The sequence below is a fragment of the Devosia sp. MC1541 genome (assembly GCF_012847305.1).
Classification (GTDB): domain Bacteria; phylum Pseudomonadota; class Alphaproteobacteria; order Rhizobiales; family Devosiaceae; genus Devosia.
In genome coordinates, this window is sequence record NZ_JABBDZ010000001.1 from 335,340 (window position 1) to 359,592 (window position 24,253).

Genomic DNA, 24,253 nt, shown 5'->3' on the forward strand with positions numbered 1-24,253 from the left:
ACCTACAAGCCTTAAACCTGTAGAATTTCCTGTTCTTTTGCTGCTACGACCGTATCGATTTCTGCAACAGCATCGTCAGTGGCCTTCTGAACAAGTTCAGACTGCTTCTTCGAGTCATCTTGGCTCATGTCGCCGTCTTTTTCAGCCTTTTTAAGGGCATCCATACCGTCACGTCGAATATGACGCACAGCAACGCGCGCAGCTTCTGCATAGTTGTGAGCGACCTTAGCGAGTTCCTTACGGCGCTGTTCGTTCAGCTCCGGAAGAGGAACGCGGATCACCTGACCTTCACCCATTGGGTTCAGACCGAGACCGCTATCGCGAATGGCCTTTTCAACGGCGTTAGCCATTGAACGGTCCCACACCTGCACCGAAAGCATACGCGGCTCAGGGACAGTCACGGTCGCCACCTGGGTGAGCGGCATGCGCGAGCCATAGGCTTCAACAACAACTGGCTCCAAGAGGCTGGCGCTTGCGCGACCCGTACGAAGACCGCTCAATTCGTCCTTGAGCGACGCGATCGACTTCTGCATGCGCGTCTTGAGATCGCTGAGGTTATAGGCAGATGCCATGGTCGGTTATCCTTCCAGTCCTATTCTCGAGTGCGCAAATCATAGCGCACATCGACAGATTCTGCTGCTGGCTTATGCAGACTTACCAACGATCGTGGAACGGCCCTTACCTTCCAAGATGCCGGTAAGACCTGCGGCGTCATCCAGCGCATATACGATGATCGGCATGGCGTTGTCACGCGCAAGAGCGAATGCAGACGTGTCCATTACCTTAAGATTCTGAGCAATCACCTCTTCAAAGCTGATTGCGTCGTAACGCGTCGCTGTAGGGTCCTTCATCGGATCAGCGGAATACACGCCATCGACCTTGGTCCCCTTGAGAACAACATCGCATTCCAGCTCGATCGCGCGAAGCGTCGAGGCCGTATCAGTTGTGAAGAAGGGATTACCCGTACCGCCACCCAGCACCACGACAAATCCCTCTTCAAGGGCCTGCTTGGCATCACGGGCGGTGTATGTATCTGCAACCGACGGCATGGTCGCCGCGCTGAATGGCTTAGCCTTGAGGCCCTGCCGCGAGATCGCGTTAGACAGTGCCAGAGCGTTGATCATGGTCCCCAACATGCCCATAGCATCGGCAGTGACGCGGTCAGTGCCATCAGCAGCACCAGACATTCCGCGGAAAATGTTACCGCCACCAACGACGATGGCCACCTGAACACCATCGCGCGCAACCTGCGCGATCTGCTCAGCAACACCATGGAGAAACTTTGGCTCTATGCCGAATGAGTTATCACCCGCTAGCGCCTCGCCCGAAACCTTGAGCAGTATGCGCTTGTAAGCAGAAGACATCGGCGAACCCTTTTTCAAAATTGTAAAACCGGTGTCTGCGAAACACCAGACAGACCCTATGGCAAATCGCCCTCAAAAAGGAAGGCAAAGTTTGCGCAAGGTATTTAACGAGACAATAGACTGGCTCAATCCGACGCTTAGCCGCAGCCGGAGAGCAGCGGGCGGGCCCGAAGGTCCACCCGCCGTAACTATGGCTTACTTTACGCCTGCAGTTGCAGCGACTTCAGCAGCAAAGTCAGTTTCAACCTTTTCAATGCCTTCGCCGAGAGCGAAACGCACGAACTTGGTCAGCTTGATCGGGGCGCCAGCGTCCTTCTCAGCGTTCTTGATTGCGTCTGCAACCTTGGTTTCGCCGTCGATGACGAAAGTCTGGCTCAGCAGCGTGACTTCTTCGAAGTACTTACGCATGCGGCCTTCGACCATCTTTTCAGCGATCTCAGCGGACTTGCCCGATTCCTTGACCTGTTCAAGAATGATCGCGCGCTCACGAGCGACAACTTCCTGATCCAGTTCTTCCGGAGCAATTGCCTGTGGCTGGGCTGCTGCGATGTGCATCGCAAGCTGCTTGCCGAGTGCAGACAGGACTGCCTTGTCACCGGTCGATTCGAGAGCAACCAGAATACCGATCTTGCCAATGCCTGGCTTGACCGCATTGTGGATGTAGCTTTCGACCACGCCATCCGAGACCGAAACGGTCTGGGTGCGGCGCAGGTTCATGTTTTCACCGATCTTAGCGATCGCTTCGGTCAGTTCAGCAGAAACCGAGTGGCCAGCGCCTGGGAATGGCATTTCGCCGAGCTTAGCAACGTCGCCATCGGCGTCGAGTGCAAGCTTAGCAATTGCAGTCACGATGTTCTGGAACTGATCGTTGCGAGCAACGAAGTCGGTTTCAGAGTTCACTTCAACGACAGCAGCCTTCGCGCCAGCAGTCGCAACACCGACGAGACCTTCCGCAGCAACGCGGTCAGCCTTCTTTGCAGCCTTCGCGAGGCCACGGGTGCGCAGCCAATCGATTGCAGCTTCCATGTCGCCGTTGGTTTCAGCGAGTGCCTTCTTGCAGTCCATCATCCCGACGCCAGTCGAGTCGCGGAGCTGCTTGACCATTGCAGCAGTGATTTCCATGGGGTTCACCTCTTGGCGGCCCCTCGCGGAACCGCAATGTGTATCTGGAAGACCCTAAAGGGTCAGCGTGCCTCCCGAAGGAGGCACGCCTTGTGACGATTAGTTAGCAGCTTATTCCGACAGGTCTTCTGCCGGAGCTTCGCTCGAAGCGCCCAGGTCTGCACCCAGTGCGCTGGACGAACGGGCGATGCCGTCGAGAGCTGCACGGGAGATCAGCGAAACATAAAGTTCCAGAGCGCGGCTTGCGTCGTCGTTACCCGGAATAGCGTAATCAACGATATCCGGATCGCAGTTGGTGTCGACGATTGCGACAACCGGAATGCCCAGACGACGAGCTTCCTTAATCGCGTTCTCTTCCTTGTTCGTGTCAATCACGAACAGGAGGTTCGGCAGGTTGCCCATGTCCTTGATGCCGCCCAGGTCGCGCTCAAGACGCTCCTGTTCACGGGACATCATCAGACGTTCCTTCTTGGTGCGGAGCGCCTTGTCAGCATCAGACATCGATTCCAGTTCGCGCAGGCGCGAGATGGAGTTCGAGATCGTCTGCCAGTTGGTCAGAGTACCACCGAGCCAACGCGAGTTGACGAAGTACTGAGCCGACTGCTTTGCAGCGTCTGCAACGAGCGGAGCTGCCTGGCGTTTGGTACCAACGAACAGAACGCGACCGCCATCAGCAACGGTGTCAGACACCAGCTGAAGAGCGCGCTGCAGAGCCGGAACGGTCTGCGACAGGTCGAGAATGTGAATGTCGTTACGTACGCCAAAGATGAAGCGTTCCATCTTCGGGTTCCAGCGATGCTTCTGGTGACCGAAGTGCACGCCAGCTTCGAGCAGCTGACGCATGGAGAATTCTGGGAGTGCCATTGGGCTATCCTTTTACCGGTTGATTCCTCCACAAGACAATTGCGACCGTCTGTTAGGACTGTCACCGGTTGGCTTCCCCCGAAAGAAAAGCCCTGCCTTGTGTGTGTGATCACGCTCGACCTTGGGCCGAACGCGTGCGCCATATAGGCTAGAAGCTGTATTTTGGCAAGCGTCTCACGTCTTGCTTACGACGTGCCGAGACAAGTTTATCTCAATTTCACCCGACTGATTAGGGGAACAGAACATCAGCCGTGGCATTGTTCAAACATAGACCCGTGCGAGATCACGGGGACAAGGGTGAAAACCCCTAAGTGGGGGAGGAGGGGCTATCGGCTCACCTCCCCCGCGTTGTTTTATGCGAAGCGCACATCCGTAATACCAGGCAGAGACTTGATCCCGCCGGCCACTTCAGCCGTCACTTGGTATTTCCCAGGCAGTTCGATCTCGTACTCACGCGCTCCACCATCCCTGATGACAACGAAATTCACAGCGCCGTTCCCGCCCCGCTTCAACTGTGCGGCTGTCGGCCCAAGGGCCTCGCGATCTTCAACAAAGATGGTCAACTGGCGCTCGATACGCTCCGCCATGCCTTCGATAGGCTGCGCAGACACGAGACGAAGACTGACGTTGCCATCGCGCTCATCAGCTCCAACCTGCAGGACCACGGACCTTCCGGGCTGCAAAAGCTCACCGAAGTCCTTGATCTGTTCTGAGAATGCAATGCATTCAAAGGTCCCCGTCTGGTCGGACAGCGACAAAATCATCATCGGCGTACCTTTTTTGGTCCGCCGATCCTGTCGAGACGCCACTGTACCTGCCAAGCGCCCGGCCCCTGCGCCATCTTTTACCGCGCGCTCAAAATCCGCCCACTTCTGTACCCGGAGCTTTTCGAACATGTCTGTGTAGGCATCGAGCGGGTGTGCTGAAAGGTGGAAACCGATGGCAGCACGCTCTTTGTCGGCACGCTCTGTTGAGTTCCAAATTGGAACATTGGTCGGCAGGCGGAACTGCTGATCTTCGGCGCTGTCGAACATCGAAACCTGGCCGCTGTTACGATCGGCATTGAGAGCCTGTGCCGTACCAATGATGGTTTCGACTGCTGCAAAGGCGATCTCGCGGCTTGGCGATATGCCATCAAAGGCACCCGCGCTCACCAGAGTTTCCAACGTGCGCTTATTCAACGCTTTCGGATCTATTCTGCGAGCAAAATCACCTAAGTCTTTGAAAGGCTTATCACCACGAACTTCAACAATATGCTCTGCCATGGCACGACCAACACCCTTCACGGCCGAAAGGCCGTAATGGATGCGATCATTCTTCACCGAAAACAGCACCTCAGATTGGTTCACGCACGGAGAAACGACCTCAATCTTTTTCTTGCCTGCCTCACGGCGGAAGTCAGAAAGCTTATCGGTCTGCGCCATATCGAGGGTCATGGACGCCGCGTAGAACTCGTGCGGAAAGTGTTCTTTCAAATAGGCTGTCTGGTAGGAAACCCAAGCGTAAGCGGCCGCGTGGCTCTTGTTAAAACCATAGTTCGCAAACTTGGCCAGAAGATCGAAGATTTCATCGGCAAGCTTTGCGCTTACGCCTTGCGGACCAGAACCATCCCGGAAGCGGATACGCTGGTTATCCATTTCCGCTTTGATCTTCTTACCCATCGCGCGGCGCAGCATGTCTGCTTCACCCAGAGAGTAGCCGGACAGAAGCTGGGCGATCTGCATCACCTGCTCCTGATAGACGATAATCCCATAGGTTTCGTCGAGCACTTCACTCAATGCCGGATGGGGATACTTCACCTCTTCCTTGCCGTGCTTACGATCAATGAAGCTCGGGATATTATCCATCGGACCCGGACGATAGAGCGCGTTCATAGCGATCAAGTCCTCAATACGGTCGGGCTTGAGGTCCATCAACGCGCGACGCATGCCGGGACTTTCAAACTGGAAAATGCCGTAGGTGTCGCCACGAGAGTAGAGATTGTAGGTTGCAGCGTCATCGATCGGTATCGTGTCGATATCGATGTTAATGCCGCGATTTTTGACCATGTTGACGGCGTAACGGATGGTCGTCAGCGTTTTGAGGCCGAGGAAGTCGAACTTAACTAGGCCCGCGGGCTCCACCCACTTCAAATTATACTGGGTGACCGGCATGACCGAGCGCGGGTCTCGGTAGAGCGGGAGCAACTCTTGGAGTGGACGGTCACCAATCACGATACCGGCCGCGTGGGTCGATGCGTGACGGAACAGGCCCTCGAGTGACTGCGCAATCTCAACCAGTTGGGCGACGGTCTCATCCTCGTCGACCATCTGCTTAAACTGCGGGATTTCCTTGAGCGTGCGCTCCACAGACCAAGGGTCAGCAGGGTTCGCCGGTACGAGCTTACAGATACGGTCAACTTGCCCGTAAGGCATCTGCAATACGCGTCCGACGTCGCGCAACACAGCGCGAGCCTGCAGCGTACCGAAGGTAATGATCTGCGCCACCTGTTCGGCGCCGTATTTGTCTTGAACGTAGTGGATCACCTCTTCACGGCGATCCTGACAGAAGTCAATATCAAAGTCGGGCATCGACACGCGTTCCGGATTAAGGAAGCGCTCGAACAGCAAATTGTAACGCAGGGGATCAAGGTCGGTAATCGTCAGCGCGAACGCGACGAGGGAGCCAGCACCTGAACCACGCCCAGGACCCACCGGGATATCCTGCGCTTTGGACCACTGGATAAAGTCGGCCACGATCAGGAAATAACCCGGAAATTTCATGCGCTCGATAATGGTGAGCTCGAAATCCAACCGGTCGCGATACTCCTGCTCGGTTTTACCTGGCGCAATCCCCGTCGTCTGGAGACGCATGTTTAGCCCTGCTTCGGCCATCTCCCGGAGGACCGCACCTTCAGCCGCTACAACCTCATCTTCAGTTTGATGCGATCCAGCAGCAAATTTAGGCAGAATGGGCCCACGTGTGCGCGGGCGATAGGCCATGCGCTGGGCGATCTCAATCGTGCTATCGAGTGCCTCTGGAAGATCCGAGAACAGCTCGATCATCTCCGCACGAGTCTTGAAATAATATTGGTCGTTCAGCTTGCGCCGTTCGGTTTGCGCGATAACGGAACTACCGGCGATTGCCAGCAGAGCGTCGTGCGCCTCGTATTCTTTGGCAGATTTGAAGAAAGGCTCATTCGTCGCGACGAGCGGAATGCCCTTACGATAGGCGTAATCGATGAGCTTCGGTTCAACAATAGCTTCGCTGGTGCGGCCGTGACGCTGAACTTCGATGTAGAAACGATCGCCAAACAGATCGGCCAGCCGATCGAGGCGGCGCGTTGCATTAGCGTCCTGGCCCATGGCGAATGGCATATCAATGGCGCCCTCTGGGCCACCAGAGAGACAGATCAGGCCAGCAAGACTGTCGGAGTTAAGCCAATCGAGCTGGGCCCGCGCCAGACCAATTTCGCCGTCCATTTCCATATAGGCTTTAGACACAAGTCGAGAGAGATTGGCGAACCCCTCCTCCGATTGCGCCATCAGCACAACGCTGGATTTTCCGGACCACGCCACATGTCCGCGCTCACTTATGCGCTCTTCCGCAGCGGCGAAGTCGATTTGCATTTCCATACCGATCAGCGGCTGGATGCCCTTCTTCGTGGCCTTCTCGGAGAACTCCAAGGCACCGAAAAGATTGCTTGTGTCTGCCAGCCCCAAGGCGGGTTGCTCGTCTTCGACTGCCATCTTGAGAATGTTCTCAAGCTGGATCGCGCCTTCGAGCAGAGAGAAGGCAGAGTGTACGTGAAGGTGAATAAAGCCAGGGCCGCGCATGAGGTTCTCCTGAGTCTGACCTTCAGACAGTCAGCCTCTTTGGTCAAACCACGGTTTACCGACTTCCACAACCGATCACGCGAAATGGGTGAGAATGTCGACCCAAGTCAGGGACGCGACGGTGAAAGCGCCAAGGGTGACAAAGGCAGCGAGGTCTTTAACGAAATCGAGCATTTTTGAACTCCGTGTTTCACTGTTTGTTCTTATATGTTCCATTTATGTTCTAGTCCAGATGGGAACACTGGTGAAACCGGGAACACCGCGAAACTGGTTAGGAAATCGTTAGGAACCGCGTACGGCCGTTAAGATTCGGCGACACGGATTGGCAAAAGAAAAGCCCCGGCAGGAAACCATGCCGGGGCGAGTTTTGCGCAAATGAGTGTCGGGGTTAGACCGTGTGCGGGACGACCAATCCGTTCCGGATGGTGACGATACGATCGGCACGTCGCGCGAGATCATAATTATGCGTTGCGATCAGCGCGGCTGCACCTTCGTTGCGTATGAGGCTTTTGAGGGCTTCAAACACCAGATCGCTGGTCTCAGGGTCTAGGTTGCCGGTCGGCTCATCGGCAAGGATAACGCGAGGACGGTTCGCTGCGGCGCGGGCGATGGCGACACGTTGCTGTTCCCCCCCGGAAAGCTCTGCCGGACGGTGCGACGCACGATGGCCGACATTGAGCAGGCTGAGCAGTTCCATAGCCCGAGTTTCGGCCGCCTTCTGATCCACTCCAGCGATCAACTGTGGCAGAGTTACATTCTCCAAGGCGGTGAATTCTGGCAACAGATGATGGAACTGATAGACATAGCCAACAGTGGTACGGCGCAACTGCGTGCGGGCGCGGTCCCCCATTTGGCTGGTCTTCTCCCCAATGATTTCGACTTCCCCTTCTTGCGGGGATTCGAGAAGACCACAGAGATGCAGCAGGGTCGACTTGCCGGCACCAGAAGGGGCGACCAAGGCGACGAGCTCGCCGCTTTCGACCGTGAGATCGGCAGCGTCGAGTACGCGAACCAAACGCTCCCCTTCGCCGTAGTGACGGTGAACAGCAGAGAGTTTTAGGTGAGGCTTATTCATAGCGCAAAGCCTCCACTGGGTCATACTGGGCCGCACGCCAAGCTGGATAGAGCGTCGCGAGGAAACTCAGGCTCAGCGCCATAACCACGATTACCGTGACTTCTGTGTAATCAACGCGGCTTGGCAGGCTCGAGAGGAAAAACACGTCTGGTGGGAAGAGCGTCACACCGAATGTGTTGGAGATAAACAAGCGAATATTCTCGGCATTCGACGCAATGACCAAGCCCAGCAAAAAGCCAGTGATGGTGCCAATAAAACCAATGGCTGTGCCGGTAATGCAGAAGATGCGCATGATCGAACCCCGTGTTGCGCCCATTGTGCGCAGCACGGCGATATCGGCACCCTTGTCCTTCACCAGCATGATGAGGCTGGAGATGATGTTGAAAGCGGCAACGAGGATGATCATCGAGAGAATGGTGAACATCACCACACGTTCGACCTGCAAGGCAGAGAAGAACGTCTCGTTGCGCTGACGCCAATCAGTGAGGATTAACGGGCGCAGTCCATCGACGGCGGCGATACGGTCGCGCATCACGGCAATGTTGTCGGGGTCGTCGATGAAAATTTCCATAGCTGACACGCGACCAATACGCTCATAGGCAGCGTCGATTTCTTCGTCGCTGGCCAGCGGGTCGAGTGGCTCCTGCCCGGGCTTGAGCACCTCGTCGACCATTTTGAAATAGTCCTGAGCGGGCTCGAGCGGCATGTACATGTAGAGGCTGTCAAACTCGACCATGCCGACATTGTAGACGACATTGACCGTGTAAGAGCGGATCTGCGGCGTGGAGCCAAAGGGCGTCATTGATCCATCGGGATTAATGATCTGCACTTCGTCACCAAGCCCGACGCCCAGCTGTTGGGCCAGGCGATAGCCGATAGCGACTCCGCGGCTATCATCCCATTGGTCAAAACCGCCCTGCTCTGCCGAGTTGTACAGCAGATTGAGCTTTTTGAGGTTGGCTTCGTCCATGCCACGGACCACGACGCCTGAAGAGGCGCCGCGACCACTGGCCAAAACCTGACCCTCTACGAAAGTCACTGCATAGGAAACCCCGTTGACAGCTTCAATCTTGCTCACCGTCTCCTGATAGTCGGTGAACTGGCTTTCGATAGGATGGGCGGTGAAATGCCCATTAAGGCCGAGGATTTTGTCGAGAAGCTCCCCACGAAACCCGTTCATGACGGACATGACGACAATCAATGTCGCCACGCCTATCGCCACCCCCACCATGGTGAGGGAGGCAATAACGGAGATGAAAGCTTCCTTGCGGCGGGCGCGCAAATAGCGCCCAGCAATCATCCATTCGAAACGCGCAAACGGGCGTGTGTGCCGGCTTGTCGCTGCGTCCTCGGCTCTCGTGGTCAAATGTCGGTCATCCGCTGCGGTACAATAAGGCTAACGAGGCGCTCAACAGCTCCTGCGATTGGCAGCGTCTCACGTTCGCCCGACTTACGATGCTTGATCTCAACTTCGCCGGTTTTAAGGCCACGCGGTCCAAGAATGATCTGGTACGGAATGCCGACTAAGTCGGCAGTCGCGAACTTCGAGCCGGCTGGCTGATCGCGATCATCATAGAGCATATCGAGGCCAGCAGCGTTAAGCTCTTCATAAAGCTTGTCGCAAGCGGCGTCGGTGTCAGCGTCACCCTTTTTGAGGTTGATGAGCACAGCTTCAAATGGGGCGACAGAAACCGGCCAGATGATGCCGTTCTCGTCGTGGTTAGCTTCGATTATCGCCGGAACGACGCGGGTCAGGCCGATGCCGTACGAGCCCATGTGCACAGTAACGTCCTTGCCGTCCGGGCCGGTGACATTTGCCTTCATCGGGGCCGAGTATTTTGTGCCGAAATAGAAGATGTGACCAACTTCGATACCACGGGCAGAGACACGCTTGTCTTCCGGCACAGTGGCTTCGTATTCGGCGTGATCAACCATTTCTTCGGTCGCGGCGTAGAGCGAAGTCCAATCGTTGAAGATTGGCTTGAGGTCGCCACGGAAATCCACGTCCTTGCCCGGAATTGGCTTCTGCAGAAGGTCGGCGTGGCAGAAGACCTGGCTTTCGCCAGTTTCTGCCAAAATGATCCATTCGTGCGAGAGATCGCCACCAATTGGGCCGGTGTCGGCGCGCATCGGGATGGCGGTCAGCCCCATGCGAGCATAGGTGCGCAGGTAAGCCACGAACATGCGTTCGTAAGCGGCAACCGCTGCGTCCTTGTCGAGATCGAAGGAATAGGCGTCCTTCATCAGGAACTCGCGGCTACGCATGGTGCCGAAACGCGGGCGCACTTCGTCGCGGAACTTCCACTGGATGTGGTAGAGGTTCAGCGGCAGATCCTTGTATGACTTCACATAGGTACGGAAAATGTCCGTGACCATCTCCTCATTGGTCGGCCCATAGAGGAATTCACGCTCGTGACGGTCTTCGATGCGCAGCATTTCTTTGCCATACGCATCGTAACGACCAGACTCACGCCAGAGGTCGGCCGACTGAATGGTCGGCATCAGCAACTCAACAGCACCCGAGCGGTTCTGTTCTTCTTCGATGATGCGCTGGACCTTCATCAGGACCTTGTAGCCTGCGGGCAGCCAGGAATAGAGTCCAGAAGCCTGCTGACGGATCATGCCTGCACGTAGCATCAAGCGATGCGATACAATTTCGGCTTCCTTCGGCACATCGCGCAGCACCGGAAGGAAATAACGGGAAAGGCGCATAGCTACTCCGAATACGCTGTTCGACTCGTGGTTCTGTTGATGCCCACTCAAACCCCGTTCGTCCATTCGATGCAAGCATGCAAGCTATGCAGATTTTACTTGGCAGGACGAAATTCTATTGTTAGGCTCTGTAACAATAATATTACGGCGGAATAAAACCGCTGGACGTCGACAGCGTCAAGGGAGGAGCGTTGGCCGCCGCTTTTTAGCGTGCCTAAGACCAACGTATTGTCGATTAAACTCTTTCCAACAGGGCCTTTGGCCCTGTTTTTTTGTTTGCAGAACAGTAGGATATCACGCTTAGTTAATGTGACACATCAGTTCGCGGTGTGCTGCTACACCTCATCCAAAGCGTTCTCTCATGATCGACAGCATATATGCTAGGGGACGTTAGCGCGGCGAGCGGCCACGCACCGAAATTCCCTAACAAAAGCTAAATCAGCCAATACCCTATCGCATGGCGAAGTCAGCAGGCGGGATCAATTCCGATGGCAGAGATAAAGAAAATAGCGCGCACCGGAAGCTCCAGTTACGCGCTACAATTTTCTGCTCTGTAATTACGATAACTTTGCGTGGCTCATTCCGGACGTAGTGTGCGAAATCCCCAAGCAGTACACGATTGTGATGCCGAGTGACGAAGTGACGCCTTCAGCGGTTCCAATAGTCGGCAACAATGGTCTGGGTCATCAAGTAGATCAGGCCTGCGGTCACGAAAGCCGCGATTACGGTGGTGAGCAAGCCCTTCTTAATCAGCTGTAGTTTCACCGGCGACCCTGGCTCATGCCCAGGCTCAACCTTGGCGCCCACCTCGTGAAGGCTAGTGGAGCCCATCGGCACGACCGCCACGAAAATGATCCACCATGCCACGAAGTAAATTGCGAGTAAGGAGCCGATTTGCATGGCGAGATATCCGTGTCCGAGAGCAGAAGAAAGGCTTAGTGGGAGATATCATACCCCAAAAGCAGATCGCTGCCCCAGAGCCGGGGCAGCGACATAAAGTTACACGCGGTGTACGAAGATCGAAACGTTTGGCTTACGGCCCCAGAACGCGTTCACTTCCCCGCGTATACCCTTGAACAAGGCCGAGTTCAAAATCTCTGTATCCCGGCGACGCTTTGGAGGCATTGAATTGATAACGCCGTGAACGGTGTCGTGCACGAGTTCGCCAATGGACTCTTCGTCAGTTTCCGGCAGGCCTTCGATGACAATGTCGGGTCCGGAGACAACCTGACCGTTGTTGTTCACGGCCATGCTGACGATGATCATACCACCGAAGGACAAGCGGCGGCGCCCTTTGACACCCGACTCGTCAGGGGTACAGAGCACTAGACCATCGAGGTACAGTTCGCCGACGCGCACTTCTGCAGGCATAGTAAGTGGGTCAGGGAAGAGCCGCACCATATCGCCATTGCGCGCTTCGCAAACATTGGGAATGCCTTCGGCGCGACCCAACTTAGCATGCGCAGCCAAGTGCATAGCTTCACCGTGAACTGGAACGAGCACTTCCGGCTTGACCCAAGAATAGAGCTTCTTGAGTTCGCCACGGCGCGGGTGGCCTGTAACGTGAACAAGCGCGTCATTGGCGGTGATCAGTTCCACGCCCTTATCGATAAGCAGGTTCTGAATGTCGATGACTTCGCGCTCATTGCCCGGAATGGCCCAAGACGAGAAGATCATCCGGTCGCCAGCGTTGAGGTCGATAACCGGGTGATCGCCACGCGCAATGCGAGCAATAGCGGCGCGCGCCTCGCCCTGTGAACCCGTGCAGATGAGAACGCATTTGTCGCGCGGGATCGAGCGATACATGTCCTGATCGTGCAACGTCGGAATGCCTTCCAGCATTCCCAGTTCACGGGCAATACCCATGATGCGGTGGAGCGAACGACCCGAGAGGACAACTTCACGGCCTGCCTTATGGGCCGCGCGCACGATCGAAACCACACGCCCAACGTTTGACGCGAAAGTGGTGACGCACACACGATGGGGAGCGTCGAGAATGAGCTTTTCGAGGTTCTCGCCGATTTCCTGCTCGGAGGGGCTTTCGCCTTCCTTCATCGCATTGGTCGAGTCACAGACGAGCGCCAGCGGCAGTTCGCTGTCGTTGCGGAGTGACTGCAGGCGATCAAAATCGGTCGGTGCAGAGAGCACTGGGGTTGGATCAAGCTTCCAGTCACCAGTATGCAGGGCACGACCAACTGGGGTGGTGATCAGTAGTGCGTTCGACTCTGGAATTGAGTGCGCTACGTTGATCGGCTCAATGGTGAAAGGGCCAACTTGGAACGCTTTGCCCGGGCGCATGATGGAGATGTCGACGTTTTCGACAATGCCATCCCCTGCCCGCTTGGCGGCCAGCATGGCCGCTGTGAATGGTGTTGCATAAACCGGCTTGTCAAAGACGGGCCACAGATCAAGCACCGCGCCGTAGTGATCTTCGTGGCTATGGGTGAGGATTAGAGCCAGAACGTCGTCGGCGTTCTCTTCCAGAAATTCCGGGTTGGCCATAATCAGCTCAATGCCCGGCAACTCCGGACCACCGAAGCTTACGCCACAGTCCACGACGATCCACTTCCGGGAGCGCTCAGGGCCGAAGCCATAAGCAGCCATATTCATACCAATCTCGCCAACGCCACCGAGCGGCACAAATACGAGTTCATCCCGTTGGTTCTTCGCCATGGGTTCTTATTCCTTTATTGAGCGCTGTGACGCCGAACGAACTCTGGCCGTCGGTCGCTTCGCACCTCGTTATGGTCAGCTTCGGGCGCTGGCCGTTGCCCCAAAATGCACATCGCCCGCAGTGATGGTGATCCGCGCGCCGTCGTCGTCGCGCATGATCAATCGACCTGTGGAGTCGATGGTCTCAAATATTCCACGTCGCACTGCGCCGTCTTGTTGGACAGTGATTGGGCCGCCGATTCCAGCAGCAGATTGACGCCATTTTTCCAGAACCGCCGCCGTACCGCGACCATCATCCCAGATTGCAAAGGCCCCTACCCAAGCATCGGATAGAGCCGCAAGCACGTCTTCGGCGCTACGGACATATCCCAAGCCTGCAAGAGACGCTGTAGCGTATGGCACACCTTGGGGTGCCGCGACAACATTTACTCCGCAACCAATGACAACAGCGGTCTGACCGGACGGCGTTTTACACGCCTCCAGAAGAATACCGCAGAGTTTGGAGCCGCCAGCCAACACATCATTTGGCCATTTCAGCGCGACTTGCTCCCCAAAATTTTCGCTATGGCTCTCGGTTTTCACAACACCCTGAGGCAAAATTCCATCCAATGCGCTGGCGATAGCCACGCCGGCGACAAAGCCGAGTGTGGCGATCTGATCTGGTTCAGCATCAGGAATAATGAGCAGGCTAGCGGCAAGGTTGCCGGAGGGATTGAACCATTCTCGCCCACGACGCCCGCGCCCTGCGGATTGATGTAGTGAAGCGAACCAGTGTCCACCAAAATCGCCCGCAGCTGCCGCTGCGAGCGCTTCCGAATTTGTGGACCCGATAGTGTCAAAGCCCGTTAGCCGATAGCCGGCTGAACGGGCCTTTTCGCCCAGATAGAACTGAGCCACCTAGAACAGGCTGCCCGCGGCCGTCTGCGCAGCAGAGGTGAGCGGATTGCCAAGGATGAAGTAGTACGTCACCAGCAGGAAGGCGCTGACACCGAGAATGATGTTGAGTTCATTAGGCACGGCAGCGAACTGGTGCTTGGGCTCATCAAAATACATCGTCTTGACCACACGAAGATAATAGTAGGCGCTGACGGCCGAAGCCAGAACACCGACCACGGCCAAGACGAAGAACCCTGCTTCAACAGCAGCAAGGAAGACATGCCACTTGGCAAAGAACCCTGCGAGCGGCGGGAGGCCGATCAGAGAGAACATGATAATCAGCATTACAGCCGCCACATAGGGACGCGTCTGTGCTGCACCAGCGAGATCTTCGATGCTTTCGACATAGCCCTTATCTGTACGCAGTGACAGAATGCAGGCAAAAAGACCCACAGACATCAACACATAGATCGCCATGTAAATTGCCACACCCTCAACGCCGACCTGCGAACCCGACGAAAGGCCAACCAGGGCAAAGCCAACGTGGCCAATCGAAGAATATGCAATAAGGCGCTTAAGAGACTTCTGGCCGATCGCTGCAAAAGCCGCGAGGACCATCGAGGCGATCGAGAGGAAGATAACGATCTGCTGCCAGTCGGCAGTGATGGGCGAGAATGCGTCGACGACGAGGCGGATCATGAGCGACATTGCTGCCACCTTTGGCGCCATCGCCATGAAGGCGGTAACTGGTGTCGGTGCACCTTCGTAGACGTCGGGGGTCCACATGTGGAATGGCACGGCCGAAATTTTGAAGGCAATGCCTGCCAGCACAAAGACAACGCCAAAGATAAGACCGATGGAACGGCCTTCGATGGCTATGGCGCGGACGATTTCCTGCAGATTGGTATGGCCGGTAAAGCCGTAAATCAGCGACGCGCCGTAGAGCAGCATCCCCGAAGACAGAGCGCCCAAAACGAAATATTTCAGGCCCGCTTCGGACGCACGTGGATCGTCGCGCTTGATCGCTGCCATCACGTAGATGGAAAGTGCCTGCAGCTCGAGACCAATGTAGAGCGACATCAGATCATTGGTTGAAACCATGATCATCATGCCCAGCGTCGCAAGAACCGCCAGAATAGAATATTCGTATTTATGGACACCGTTCTCTTCGGCGTTAGACACGGCCAACACCAGCGCCAAAGCGGACGAGCCAAGCACCAGAACCTTCATGAACCGACCAAAACTGTCGGCCATGAAGAGGCCATTGAAGACGATACCATCGGCGTTCTGGAACGCTGTTAAGAGCGCAGTCCCGGCGAGCAAAGCAATTGCCAGCCAAGAGACCAGTGCGGACCGCTCCTTGTTGACGAACACGCCCAAGAGCAACAGCACCAGCACGCCGACCGAGATGATCATCTCTGGGTAGGCAGGAGCAAGGCTCGCGAAATCGGTAATGTCTGAGTTCACGTCAGTCTCCTAGTGCGATGCTGAGGCGGCCGGAGCCGGTTCAGCGGCACCATCTGCGGGTGCTACATAGTCCAGGGTGACACGCGCATCGGCCTGATCCACGGCCACATCACGGCCAACGGCGGTCGAATACTGCGCCACAAGTTTGTCCACGGCCGCTGCGGTCGTGTCGAGGATTGGTGCAGGATAGAAACCGAACACCAGCGTGAGCACGATCATGGGGTAAAGCATGATCTTTTCGCGCAGGTTGAGGTCCAAGATTCCCTTGAGACTATCCTTCGTCAACGCGCCGAAAATTACCCGGCGATAGAGCCACAGGCCATAGGCGGCCGAGAAGATGACGCCAGTTGCAGCACCGAAAGCAACCCAAGTGTTGACCTGGAACACGCCGACCATGGTGAGGAATTCACCGACGAAACCAGAAGTACCCGGGAGGCCAACATTGGCCATGGTGAAGACCATGAAAGCAAAGGCGTAACGCGGCATGCGTTCGACGAGACCACCATAAGCTGAGATCTCCCGGGTGTGCATGCGATCATAAATGACGCCTACGCAGAGGAAGAGCGCGCCGGAAACAAAGCCGTGCGAAATCATCTGGAACATGGCGCCTTGGATACCCAGAGCGTTGCCAGCAAAGATGCCCATGGTGACAAAGCCCATGTGCGCCACGGAAGAGTAAGCGATCAGTTTCTTAATGTCGGTCTGAACCAATGCGACCAGTGAGGTCAGGATGATTGCAGCAACCGAGAGAATGAAGACAAAATTCGCGAACTGAGCCGAAGCCTCGGGGAACATTGGGAGGGAGAAACGGAGGAAGCCGTAACCGCCAAGTTTCAGAAGGATTGCCGCCAGAATGACAGAACCGGCTGTTGGTGCCTGCACGTGCGCTTCCGGCAACCAACGGTGGAACGGCCACATTGGCATTTTCACAGCCAGGGATGCGAAGAAGGCAATCCAGAGCCAAGGCTGCATTTCCGACGGGAAGCCGTGGTTCAGAAGAACCATGATGTCGGTGGTGCCTGCGTCCCAATACATGGCCATCATAGCCACAAGCATGAAGACCGAGCCTACGAAGGTGTAGAAGAAGAACTTATACGCCGCCTGAATGCGAGCCGAACCGCCCCAGATGCCGATGATCAGGAACATCGGCAGCAGCGTGCCTTCGAAGAAGACGTAGAACATGGCCAGATCGAGGGTCGTGAAGACCCCGATCATCAGCGTTTCCAGCACAAGGAAGACAAGCATGTATTCCTTGACGCGGGTATCTACTTCCCAACTCGCGAGAATGGCGAATGGCATAAGCAGTGCGGTTAGCACGACGAACAGCACCGAGATGCCGTCAACGCCGACGCGATAGCCAATGCTGTCTCCGATCCACGGGGTGTTGACCACGAATTGGAAACCAGCGTTTGACGTATCAAAGCTCTGCCAGAGCGCGAGCGCCCCGACGAGAACCAGAAGAGTTACGGTCAAGGCGATCCAACGGATCGCACTGACCGAGGTCTTTGGCGTGAGCAGGAGCAGGGCTGCGCCAAGTGCCGGCAGCCAAGTCAGTATCGTGAGAATAGAATTGGCAAAGGTCATCAGAGTAGCCCCCCGGCCGTAATGGCCCAGGTCAGCAGCAAGGCAACACCAATCAGCATCGCGAATGCATAGTGATAAAGATAGCCGGACTGGAGCTTAACGACCCAGCTGGTGACATTCTGCACGCGACGACCCAGGCCTTCGGTGAGTTTGCTGTCGATCAGCCAATCGTCAAAGCCCTTCCAGACCGCGTTACCGATCCAAACCGCCGGTCGTACGAAAATGAAGTTGTAGAGCTCGTCGAAGTACCACTTGTTCAAGAGGAACTTGTAAAGCCCTGGGTTGGTCGCAGCCACACGACCCGGCATGTCTGGGCGCTTGATGTACATGTACCAAGCGGCGACGAAGCCGGTGATCATTGCAATGGTTGCGCTCCACTTGACCCAAGTCGGAACATGGTGGGCATCGTCAATAATCTGCTCATCGACATAGATCGAGCCAGCGAAGAAGTGCTGGATATGCTCCACGTCGTGGAAGAACATTCCGTAGAACACAAAGCCAGCCAATACCGCGCCCACGGCAAGAACGTAAAGCGGAACAAGCATAACAGTTGGCGCTTCATGGGCGTTGTCGTAGGCGGAACCATGGTGGCCGTGGTGATCATCATGCGCATGATCGTCGTGGTGCGCATGTGGATTTTCACGCGGCGACCCATGGAAGGTCAGGTGAACGAGGCGCCACGAGTAGAAGCTCGTGAACAGCGCCGCGATGACGAGCATCCAGAAGGCAAAGGACCCGACGTTGCCGCCGAAGGCGTATGCGCTTTCGATGATGGCGTCCTTCGAGAAGAACCCTGCAAAGCCGAAGTTTGTGCCGGGAATGCCGACACCGGTAAGCGCAAGAGTACCAATCATCATCATCCAATAGGTGATGGGGATCTTCTTCCGCAGTCCACCCATGTAGCGCATGTCCTGCTCGTGGTGCATGGCATGAATGACCGCACCAGCCCCTAAGAACAGCAGAGCCTTGAAGAAGGCGTGGGTGAAGAGGTGATAAACACCGGCCGAGTAGGCCCCTACCCCAAGCGCCACAAACATGTAACCGAGCTGCGAACAGGTCGAGTAAGCGATGACGCGCTTGATGTCGTTCTGAACGAGACCAACCGTGGCCGCAAAGAAAGCAGTAATGGCACCGACGACGATGATCACTGTGAGCGCAGTCGGCGAGGTCTCAAACATCGGCGACAAACGCGCGACCATGAACACGCCAGCCGTCACCATGGTTGCCGCGTGGATAAGCGCCGACACAGGAGTCGGACCTTCCATCGCATCAGGCAACCAGGTGTGAAGCAGGAACTGCGCCGACTTGCCCATCGCGCCAACGAAGAGCAACAGGCAGATCACGGTCATGGCGTCGACTTGCCACGACAAGAAGTTGAAAACTGGCAGTCCGGTAGTTCCGAACTCACCGACCGCGTTGAAGGCACCATCAAAATCGATGTGACCGAGCACGAAGAACGAACCGAAAATGCCGAGCGCGAAGCCGAAGTCACCCACACGGTTGACCACGAATGCCTTCATTGCGGCCGCATTTGCGCTTGGCTTAGTGTACCAGAAACCAATGAGCAAATAGGACGCAAGACCAACGCCTTCCCAGCCAAAAAACATCTGCAGGAAGTTGTCGGCTGTCACCAGCATCAACATGGCGAAGGTGAACAATGAGAGATAGGCGAAGAAGCGCGAACGATGCGGATCTTCGTGCATGTAACCAATCGAGTACAGGTGCACGAGGGCCGAAACGGTGTTCACGACGACCAGCATAATGGCCGTGAGCGTGTCGACACGCAGGATCCAACGCAGATCCATGTCACCGACCTGGATCCAACGCATGACCTCAACCTTGACCACAGATGAGTGGCCATCGCTCACAGCGCCTACCAAACCGTCGCCAAAGGCGACCGGAATGAAGACGATCCAACTCAATACGGCCGCGATCAGCAGCAGTGCAGTCGTTAGATATTCACTGACCCTGTGGCCTATCTGTCGACCGAGTAGTCCGGCGATCAGCGCCCCAATGAGGGGAAGAAAAACAATCGCTTGAATGATCATAGCGGGTGCTCTTAGCCCTTCATCAAGTTAGCGTCTTCGACGGCAACGGTGCCGCGATTACGGTAGAAGATGACGATGATTGCCAGACCGATCGCAGACTCGGCTGCGGCAACGGTGAGGATCATCAGCGCAAAAATCTGACCCTGCAGGTCATGCAGATGCGCGCTGAATGCCACCAAATTCAGGTTCACGGCCAAAAGGATCAATTCGACCGACATCAGGATGGTGATGATATTCCGGCGGTTCAGGAAAATCCCGAAAACGCCGAGTGTGAAGAGAATGGCTGCAACGGTCAGGAAATGACCGAGCCCGATACCCAAGCCCATGTTAACCCCCTACAGTCCCTGACCAGTTTTAACTTTGTTGACCTTGAGCGTGTTGCTCGGGTCACGCGCCAGCTGCGCCGCAGTGCTCTGACGCTTGATGCCCGGACGATGGCGCAGTGTCAGTACAATCGCGCCGATCATGGCAACCAACAGCACAGCCGCTGCTCCCATGAACAGGAAGACATAGCGCGTGTAGAGCACCTGCCCGATGGCACGAGTGTTATCGATAGCGTCGTTAATTGGCAGCGCAGAGGTCGTCCCAACAGCAGGAGCGATAAATGCGCTGCCCGCCACTAGGAGAAGCTCGAGCAGCAGAACCACTCCAACAACCACGCCAATAGGCGCGTATTGAAGCATGCCCTGGCGCATCTGCGCGAAATCGACGTCGATCATCATCACAACGAAGAGGAAGAGAACCGCGACAGCGCCCACATAGACAACGATGAGGATCAGCGCGAGGAATTCAGCCCCCGCCAGCATGAACAGCCCTGCGGCGTTCACGAAAGCAAGAATGAGGAACAGCACGGCGTGAACCGGATTGCGGGCAGAAATCACCATGAATGCGGAGGCGATGGTCACCGCCGCAAACAGGTAAAAGAAGAACAATGGAAGTGTCATGCTCTTCCCTCTCAGCGATACGGCGCGTCAGCAGAGATGTTGGCGGCGATTTCGCGCTCCCAACGATCTCCATTGGCCAAGAGCTTCGCTTTGTCAAAGTAGAGCTCTTCACGCGTTTCAGTTGCAAATTCGAAGTTCGGGCCTTCCACGATTGCGTCCACCGGGCAGGCTTCCTGACAGAAGCCGCAGTAGATGCACTTCACCATGTCGATGTCATAGCGAACGGTACGGCGAGTACCGTCGTTCTGGCGTGGACCGGCTTCGATGGTAATTGCCTGTGCCGGGCAAATGGCTTCGCACAGCTTGCAGGCGATGCAGCGTTCTTCCCCATTGGGATAACGGCGCAACGCATGCTCACCGCGGAAACGAGGCGACACAGCACCCTTCTCGAAGGGGTAGTTGATGGTTGGCTTCGGCGAGAAGAAGTAGCGCATGGCCAAGAAGAAGGCCGAGACGAACTCTCTCAGAAGAAGCGTGTTGAGGATCTGCGAGGCGCGCATTAGACGGCTCCCCCGTGCCAGCCCCAGCCGGTGAGCTGAAGTACAAAAGCTACGATAACAACCATGATCAGTGACAGCGGAAGGAACAGTTTCCAACCGATCCGCATCAGCTGGTCATAGCGATAGCGGGGCACAATCGACTTGGCCATGGCGAAGAAGAAGAAGACAAAGGACACTTTGAGGAAGAACCACACCACACCCGGAATCCAGGTGAACGGTGGCAAATCGATCGGTGATGCCCAGCCACCCATGAAGAGGATGGTGGTCATGGCGCACATCAGAAGGATCGAAATGTATTCGCCCAACATGAACAGCAGGTACGGGGTGGAGGAATACTCGGTCATAAAACCGGCAACGAGTTCGGATTCACCTTCGGCCATATCGAATGGCGGCCGGTTGGTTTCTGCTAGAGCCGAGATGTAGAACACTACGAACATCGGGAAGAGCGGGATCCAGAACCAATTCAGGAACGAGAGCCACGGCACGCCTAGAGCATGGGCGATCCCCATCTCGGATTGCGCCTGGACGATGTCGTTGAGGTTGAGCGAGCCCACGCACAGCAGAACGGTGATGATAACGAGGCCGATGGAGACTTCGTAGGACACCATCTGCGCTGCAGAACGAAGTGCACCGAGGAATGGATATTTGGAGTTGGACGCCCAACCACCAATGATCACGCCATAAACACCAAGGGAGGAAATACCGAGTAGGTACAGGATCCCGATGTTGATGTCGGCCATGGCCCACCCGTCAGCGACGGGGACAACGGCCCAACCCGCAAGAGCCAGAGTGGCGGTGATCAGGGGCGCGGCGATGAACAGTACCTTGTCTGCGCCCGCCGGAATAATGGCTTCCTTGAACGCAAACTTGAGCAAGTCCGCAAAGGATTGGAAGAGACCGAAGGGACCAACAACATTGGGACCACGGCGCAGCTGAACGGCAGCCCAGACCTTACGGTCGCCCAAGAGGATAAAGGCCGTGAAGAGCAGCAGACCAACGAGAAGCAGAAGTGCCTTGTAGACGAAACCGATGTGCACACCCCATCCGAGGACAGGGATGCCAAGCAGGTAATCGAGGGCCGAAAGAATAAAGTCCATTGTGCTCCCCTACTCCGCTGCCTGACGCAGGCCAGCAGCCATCGCCGCGCATTCGCCCATGACGGCGGAGGACCGCGCGATCGGATTGCTGAGGTAGAAGTCGGTCTTGATGCTCGAAAGCGGTGCCGACTTGGTCTTAGTGGCCTTGGCGAGCTTGGCGACATCTTTCACCGAGCCCGGAGTGATCTGGTCAATCTTGGCCAGATGCGGGAATTCAGCATAGATCGCCGCGCGCAGCTGGGTCAGCGAATTATACGGCAGAGCCTGCCCGATGGCGCCCGAGAGCGCACGGATAATGGCCCAATCTTCCTTCGCATCGCCGGGCGGGAACACTGCACGGGTGGTGACCTGCACGCGCCCTTCGGTATTCACATAAGTACCAGACTTTTCGGTATAGGTCGCACCCGGCAGAATGACGTCGGCGCGATGGGCCCCCTTGTCACCATGCGAGCCGATGTAGACCACGAATGCCTTACCCATGGCGGAAGTGTCGTATTCGTCTGCACCCAGCAGGAAGAGCACATCGAGTTCGCCCTTGCCTGCCAGAGCGATCTGGTCAGCTGAGCAAACGCCGCCGTCATGCGGCACGAAGCCGATGTCGAGACCACCAACGCGGCTTGCCGCATTGTGCAGAAGCGCAAAGCCATTCCAGCCTTCGGCGACGTTCGCGCCAGTCGCCAACTTGGCGGCTAGTGCGATGACATCGCGACCGATTTGTTTGCCACCTTCAGCGTTCGACACTGCACCTTCGCCAACAATAATAAGCGGACGCTGGGCAGAAGCCAGGGTATTGGCAAACGCACCGTTACCGGATGCGAGGTCGGCCAAGGTCTCAAAACCAGCACCGAGATAGGTGTAATCATAGTTCAGGTCTGGCTGATCACCGATGACGGCGATTGGAAGACCCTTGGCGCGCCAAGTCTTACGAATACGCGAATTCAGAACAGCTGCTTCATGGCGCGGGTTGGCGCCGATGATCAGAATAGCATCGGCCTCTTCGATCCCGGCGATGGTCGGGTTGAAGATATAGGCCGAGCGCGGCATGGACGGATCAATGCCGGACATGGCCGGACGAACGTCGGTCATGCCAGAGCCGATGGAAGCTAGCAGGCCCTTGAGGGCATACATTTCTTCGACCGCTGCGAGATCCCCCGCAATCGCACCGACCTTGTTACCGGCCTTTTTGATCTTGCCAGCAACTGCCGACAGCGCTTCGTCCCAGCTTGTGGGCTGGAGCTTGCCGTTCTTGCGGACATAAGGACGATCAAGCCGTTGGCTCTTGAGGCCATCCCAGATGAAACGGGTCTTGTCCGAAATCCATTCCTCGTTGATCGCTTCGTTGATGCGCGGAAGAATGCGCATCACTTCGCGACCACGAGAGTCGACGCGAATGGCCGAACCGACAGCGTCCATCACGTCGATGGACTCGGTCTTGTTCAGTTCCCAAGGACGCGCATGGAAAGCGTAGGGCTTGGAGGTGAGCGCACCAACAGGACAAAGGTCGATGACATTGCCCTGCATTTCGCTGGTTAGTGCACGTTCCAGATACGGAGTGATTTCTGCGTCTTCGCCACGACCGATGAGGCCGAGTTCAGAAATGCCCGCCACTTCTGTGGTGAAGCGAACGCAGCGCGTGCAGTGAATGCAGCGGTTCATCACTGTGTTGATCAGCGGGCCCATGTACTTGTCTTCGACTGCGCGCTTGTTCTCAAAGAAGCGCGAACCAGAGACACCATAGGCCATGGCCTGATCCTGCAGATCGCACTCGCCGCCCTGATCGCAAATCGGGCAATCTAGCGGGTGGTTGATCAGAAGGAATTCCATCACGCCTTCGCGGGCCTTTTTGACCATCGGCGTGTTGGTGAACATTTCTGGCGGTTCACCATTGGGGCCTGGACGCAAGTCCTTGACCGCCATGGCGCAAGAGGCCTGTGGCTTTGGCGGCCCACCCTTAACTTCGACCAGACACATGCGGCAGTTGCCGGCCACAGACAAACGTTCGTGGAAGCAGAATCGTGGAATTTCCGCGCCTGCTGCCTCAGCGGCTTGCATGAGTGTGAAGTAGTCAGGGACTTCGACGAGAGTACCGTCGACTTTGATCTGAGCCATCGG

Annotated in this window: 19 protein-coding genes; all 19 read right to left on the reverse strand. The window is 56.2% G+C overall.

All coding sequences use genetic code 11. The features are described 5' to 3' along the window. Positions 1-11: 11 nt before the first annotated feature. Positions 12-572: a ribosome recycling factor gene (frr, locus tag HKD40_RS01540; RefSeq protein WP_169193957.1), complete on the reverse strand. Its 561-nt coding sequence runs from the start codon at positions 570-572 to the stop codon at positions 12-14. 72 nt (positions 573-644) lie between these two features. After that, positions 645-1,364, reverse strand: coding sequence for a UMP kinase (gene pyrH, locus HKD40_RS01545; protein WP_169193958.1), 720 nt, complete (start codon positions 1,362-1,364; stop codon positions 645-647). A gap of 195 nt (positions 1,365-1,559) precedes the next feature. Next, positions 1,560-2,486: a translation elongation factor Ts gene (gene tsf, locus HKD40_RS01550; RefSeq protein WP_169193959.1), complete on the reverse strand. Its 927-nt coding sequence runs from the start codon at positions 2,484-2,486 to the stop codon at positions 1,560-1,562. 111 nt (positions 2,487-2,597) lie between these two features. Next, positions 2,598-3,350, reverse strand: a complete 753-nt coding sequence (gene rpsB, locus HKD40_RS01555) for a 30S ribosomal protein S2 (protein WP_169193960.1) — start codon at positions 3,348-3,350, stop codon at positions 2,598-2,600. A gap of 353 nt (positions 3,351-3,703) precedes the next feature. Beyond that, positions 3,704-7,165 (reverse strand): DNA polymerase III subunit alpha, encoded by a 3,462-nt coding sequence (gene dnaE, locus HKD40_RS01560; protein ID WP_169193961.1) that lies wholly within the window; start codon positions 7,163-7,165, stop codon positions 3,704-3,706. Positions 7,166-7,553: 388 nt separating this feature from the next. Beyond that, positions 7,554-8,240 (reverse strand): ABC transporter ATP-binding protein, encoded by a 687-nt coding sequence (locus tag HKD40_RS01565; RefSeq protein ID WP_169193962.1) that lies wholly within the window; start codon positions 8,238-8,240, stop codon positions 7,554-7,556. Next, positions 8,233-9,540: an ABC transporter permease gene (locus HKD40_RS01570; protein ID WP_169194178.1), complete on the reverse strand. Its 1,308-nt coding sequence runs from the start codon at positions 9,538-9,540 to the stop codon at positions 8,233-8,235. The genes HKD40_RS01565 and HKD40_RS01570 overlap by 8 nt, the downstream gene beginning before the upstream one ends. Before the next feature lie 62 nt (positions 9,541-9,602). Next, a complete protein-coding gene (gene proS / locus HKD40_RS01575) occupies positions 9,603-10,952 on the reverse strand; it encodes a proline--tRNA ligase (protein ID WP_169193963.1) in 1,350 nt (449 codons plus the stop codon). 648 nt (positions 10,953-11,600) lie between these two features. Then, entirely contained in the window at positions 11,601-11,852 is a 252-nt protein-coding gene (locus HKD40_RS01580; RefSeq protein WP_169193964.1) for a DUF1467 family protein, read from the reverse strand. Positions 11,853-11,951: 99 nt separating this feature from the next. Further along, the gene (locus HKD40_RS01585; RefSeq protein WP_169193965.1) at positions 11,952-13,625 is read right to left on the reverse strand and encodes a ribonuclease J; all 1,674 of its coding nucleotides are present in this window, start codon (positions 13,623-13,625) and stop codon (positions 11,952-11,954) included. A gap of 75 nt (positions 13,626-13,700) precedes the next feature. Beyond that, positions 13,701-14,522, reverse strand: coding sequence for a biotin--[acetyl-CoA-carboxylase] ligase (locus HKD40_RS01590; protein ID WP_248306582.1), 822 nt, complete (start codon positions 14,520-14,522; stop codon positions 13,701-13,703). Beyond that, a complete protein-coding gene (nuoN, locus tag HKD40_RS01595; RefSeq protein ID WP_169193966.1) occupies positions 14,523-15,968 on the reverse strand; it encodes an NADH-quinone oxidoreductase subunit NuoN in 1,446 nt (481 codons plus the stop codon). It abuts the gene before it with no gap. 9 nt (positions 15,969-15,977) lie between these two features. Beyond that, complete coding sequence (locus tag HKD40_RS01600; protein WP_169193967.1) at positions 15,978-17,552, reverse strand: NADH-quinone oxidoreductase subunit M; 1,575 nt, start codon at positions 17,550-17,552, stop codon at positions 15,978-15,980. Further along, positions 17,552-19,600 (reverse strand): NADH-quinone oxidoreductase subunit L, encoded by a 2,049-nt coding sequence (gene nuoL / locus HKD40_RS01605; RefSeq protein WP_169193968.1) that lies wholly within the window; start codon positions 19,598-19,600, stop codon positions 17,552-17,554. Before nuoL ends, HKD40_RS01600 begins: the two co-directional genes overlap by 1 nt. An 11-nt stretch (positions 19,601-19,611) precedes the next feature. Next, the gene (gene nuoK, locus HKD40_RS01610; protein ID WP_169194180.1) at positions 19,612-19,920 is read right to left on the reverse strand and encodes an NADH-quinone oxidoreductase subunit NuoK; all 309 of its coding nucleotides are present in this window, start codon (positions 19,918-19,920) and stop codon (positions 19,612-19,614) included. Between the two features lie 15 nt (positions 19,921-19,935). Continuing rightward, positions 19,936-20,544, reverse strand: a complete 609-nt coding sequence (locus HKD40_RS01615) for an NADH-quinone oxidoreductase subunit J (RefSeq protein ID WP_169193969.1) — start codon at positions 20,542-20,544, stop codon at positions 19,936-19,938. 11 nt (positions 20,545-20,555) lie between these two features. Continuing rightward, a complete protein-coding gene (gene nuoI, locus HKD40_RS01620) occupies positions 20,556-21,044 on the reverse strand; it encodes an NADH-quinone oxidoreductase subunit NuoI (protein WP_169193970.1) in 489 nt (162 codons plus the stop codon). Next, positions 21,044-22,141 (reverse strand): NADH-quinone oxidoreductase subunit NuoH, encoded by a 1,098-nt coding sequence (gene nuoH / locus HKD40_RS01625; protein ID WP_169193971.1) that lies wholly within the window; start codon positions 22,139-22,141, stop codon positions 21,044-21,046. The genes nuoI and nuoH overlap by 1 nt, the downstream gene beginning before the upstream one ends. A gap of 9 nt (positions 22,142-22,150) precedes the next feature. Next, positions 22,151-24,250 (reverse strand): NADH-quinone oxidoreductase subunit NuoG, encoded by a 2,100-nt coding sequence (nuoG, locus tag HKD40_RS01630; protein WP_169193972.1) that lies wholly within the window; start codon positions 24,248-24,250, stop codon positions 22,151-22,153. Positions 24,251-24,253 lie beyond the last annotated feature (3 nt).

Bases quoted from the DNA above. Each gene is read 5' to 3' on its own strand.
- pyrH (WP_169193958.1), bottom strand. From the start codon at position 1,364: ATGTCTTCTGCTTACAAGCGCATACTGCTCAAGGTTTCGGGCGAGGCG.
- nuoH (WP_169193971.1), bottom strand. From the start codon at position 22,141: ATGGACTTTATTCTTTCGGCCCTCGATTACCTGCTTGGCATCCCTGTC.
- HKD40_RS01615 (WP_169193969.1), bottom strand. From the start codon at position 20,544: ATGACACTTCCATTGTTCTTCTTTTACCTGTTTGCGGCGGTGACCATC.
- nuoG (WP_169193972.1), bottom strand. From the start codon at position 24,250: ATGGCTCAGATCAAAGTCGACGGTACTCTCGTCGAAGTCCCTGACTAC.
- HKD40_RS01565 (WP_169193962.1), bottom strand. From the start codon at position 8,240: ATGAATAAGCCTCACCTAAAACTCTCTGCTGTTCACCGTCACTACGGC.
- proS (WP_169193963.1), bottom strand. From the start codon at position 10,952: ATGCGCCTTTCCCGTTATTTCCTTCCGGTGCTGCGCGATGTGCCGAAG.
- nuoL (WP_169193968.1), bottom strand. From the start codon at position 19,600: ATGATCATTCAAGCGATTGTTTTTCTTCCCCTCATTGGGGCGCTGATC.
- nuoI (WP_169193970.1), bottom strand. From the start codon at position 21,044: ATGCGCGCCTCGCAGATCCTCAACACGCTTCTTCTGAGAGAGTTCGTC.
- HKD40_RS01600 (WP_169193967.1), bottom strand. From the start codon at position 17,552: ATGACCTTTGCCAATTCTATTCTCACGATACTGACTTGGCTGCCGGCA.
- HKD40_RS01580 (WP_169193964.1), bottom strand. From the start codon at position 11,852: ATGCAAATCGGCTCCTTACTCGCAATTTACTTCGTGGCATGGTGGATC.
- tsf (WP_169193959.1), bottom strand. From the start codon at position 2,486: ATGGAAATCACTGCTGCAATGGTCAAGCAGCTCCGCGACTCGACTGGC.
- frr (WP_169193957.1), bottom strand. From the start codon at position 572: ATGGCATCTGCCTATAACCTCAGCGATCTCAAGACGCGCATGCAGAAG.
- HKD40_RS01570 (WP_169194178.1), bottom strand. From the start codon at position 9,540: ATGATTGCTGGGCGCTATTTGCGCGCCCGCCGCAAGGAAGCTTTCATC.
- HKD40_RS01585 (WP_169193965.1), bottom strand. From the start codon at position 13,625: ATGGCGAAGAACCAACGGGATGAACTCGTATTTGTGCCGCTCGGTGGC.
- dnaE (WP_169193961.1), bottom strand. From the start codon at position 7,165: ATGCGCGGCCCTGGCTTTATTCACCTTCACGTACACTCTGCCTTCTCT.
- rpsB (WP_169193960.1), bottom strand. From the start codon at position 3,350: ATGGCACTCCCAGAATTCTCCATGCGTCAGCTGCTCGAAGCTGGCGTG.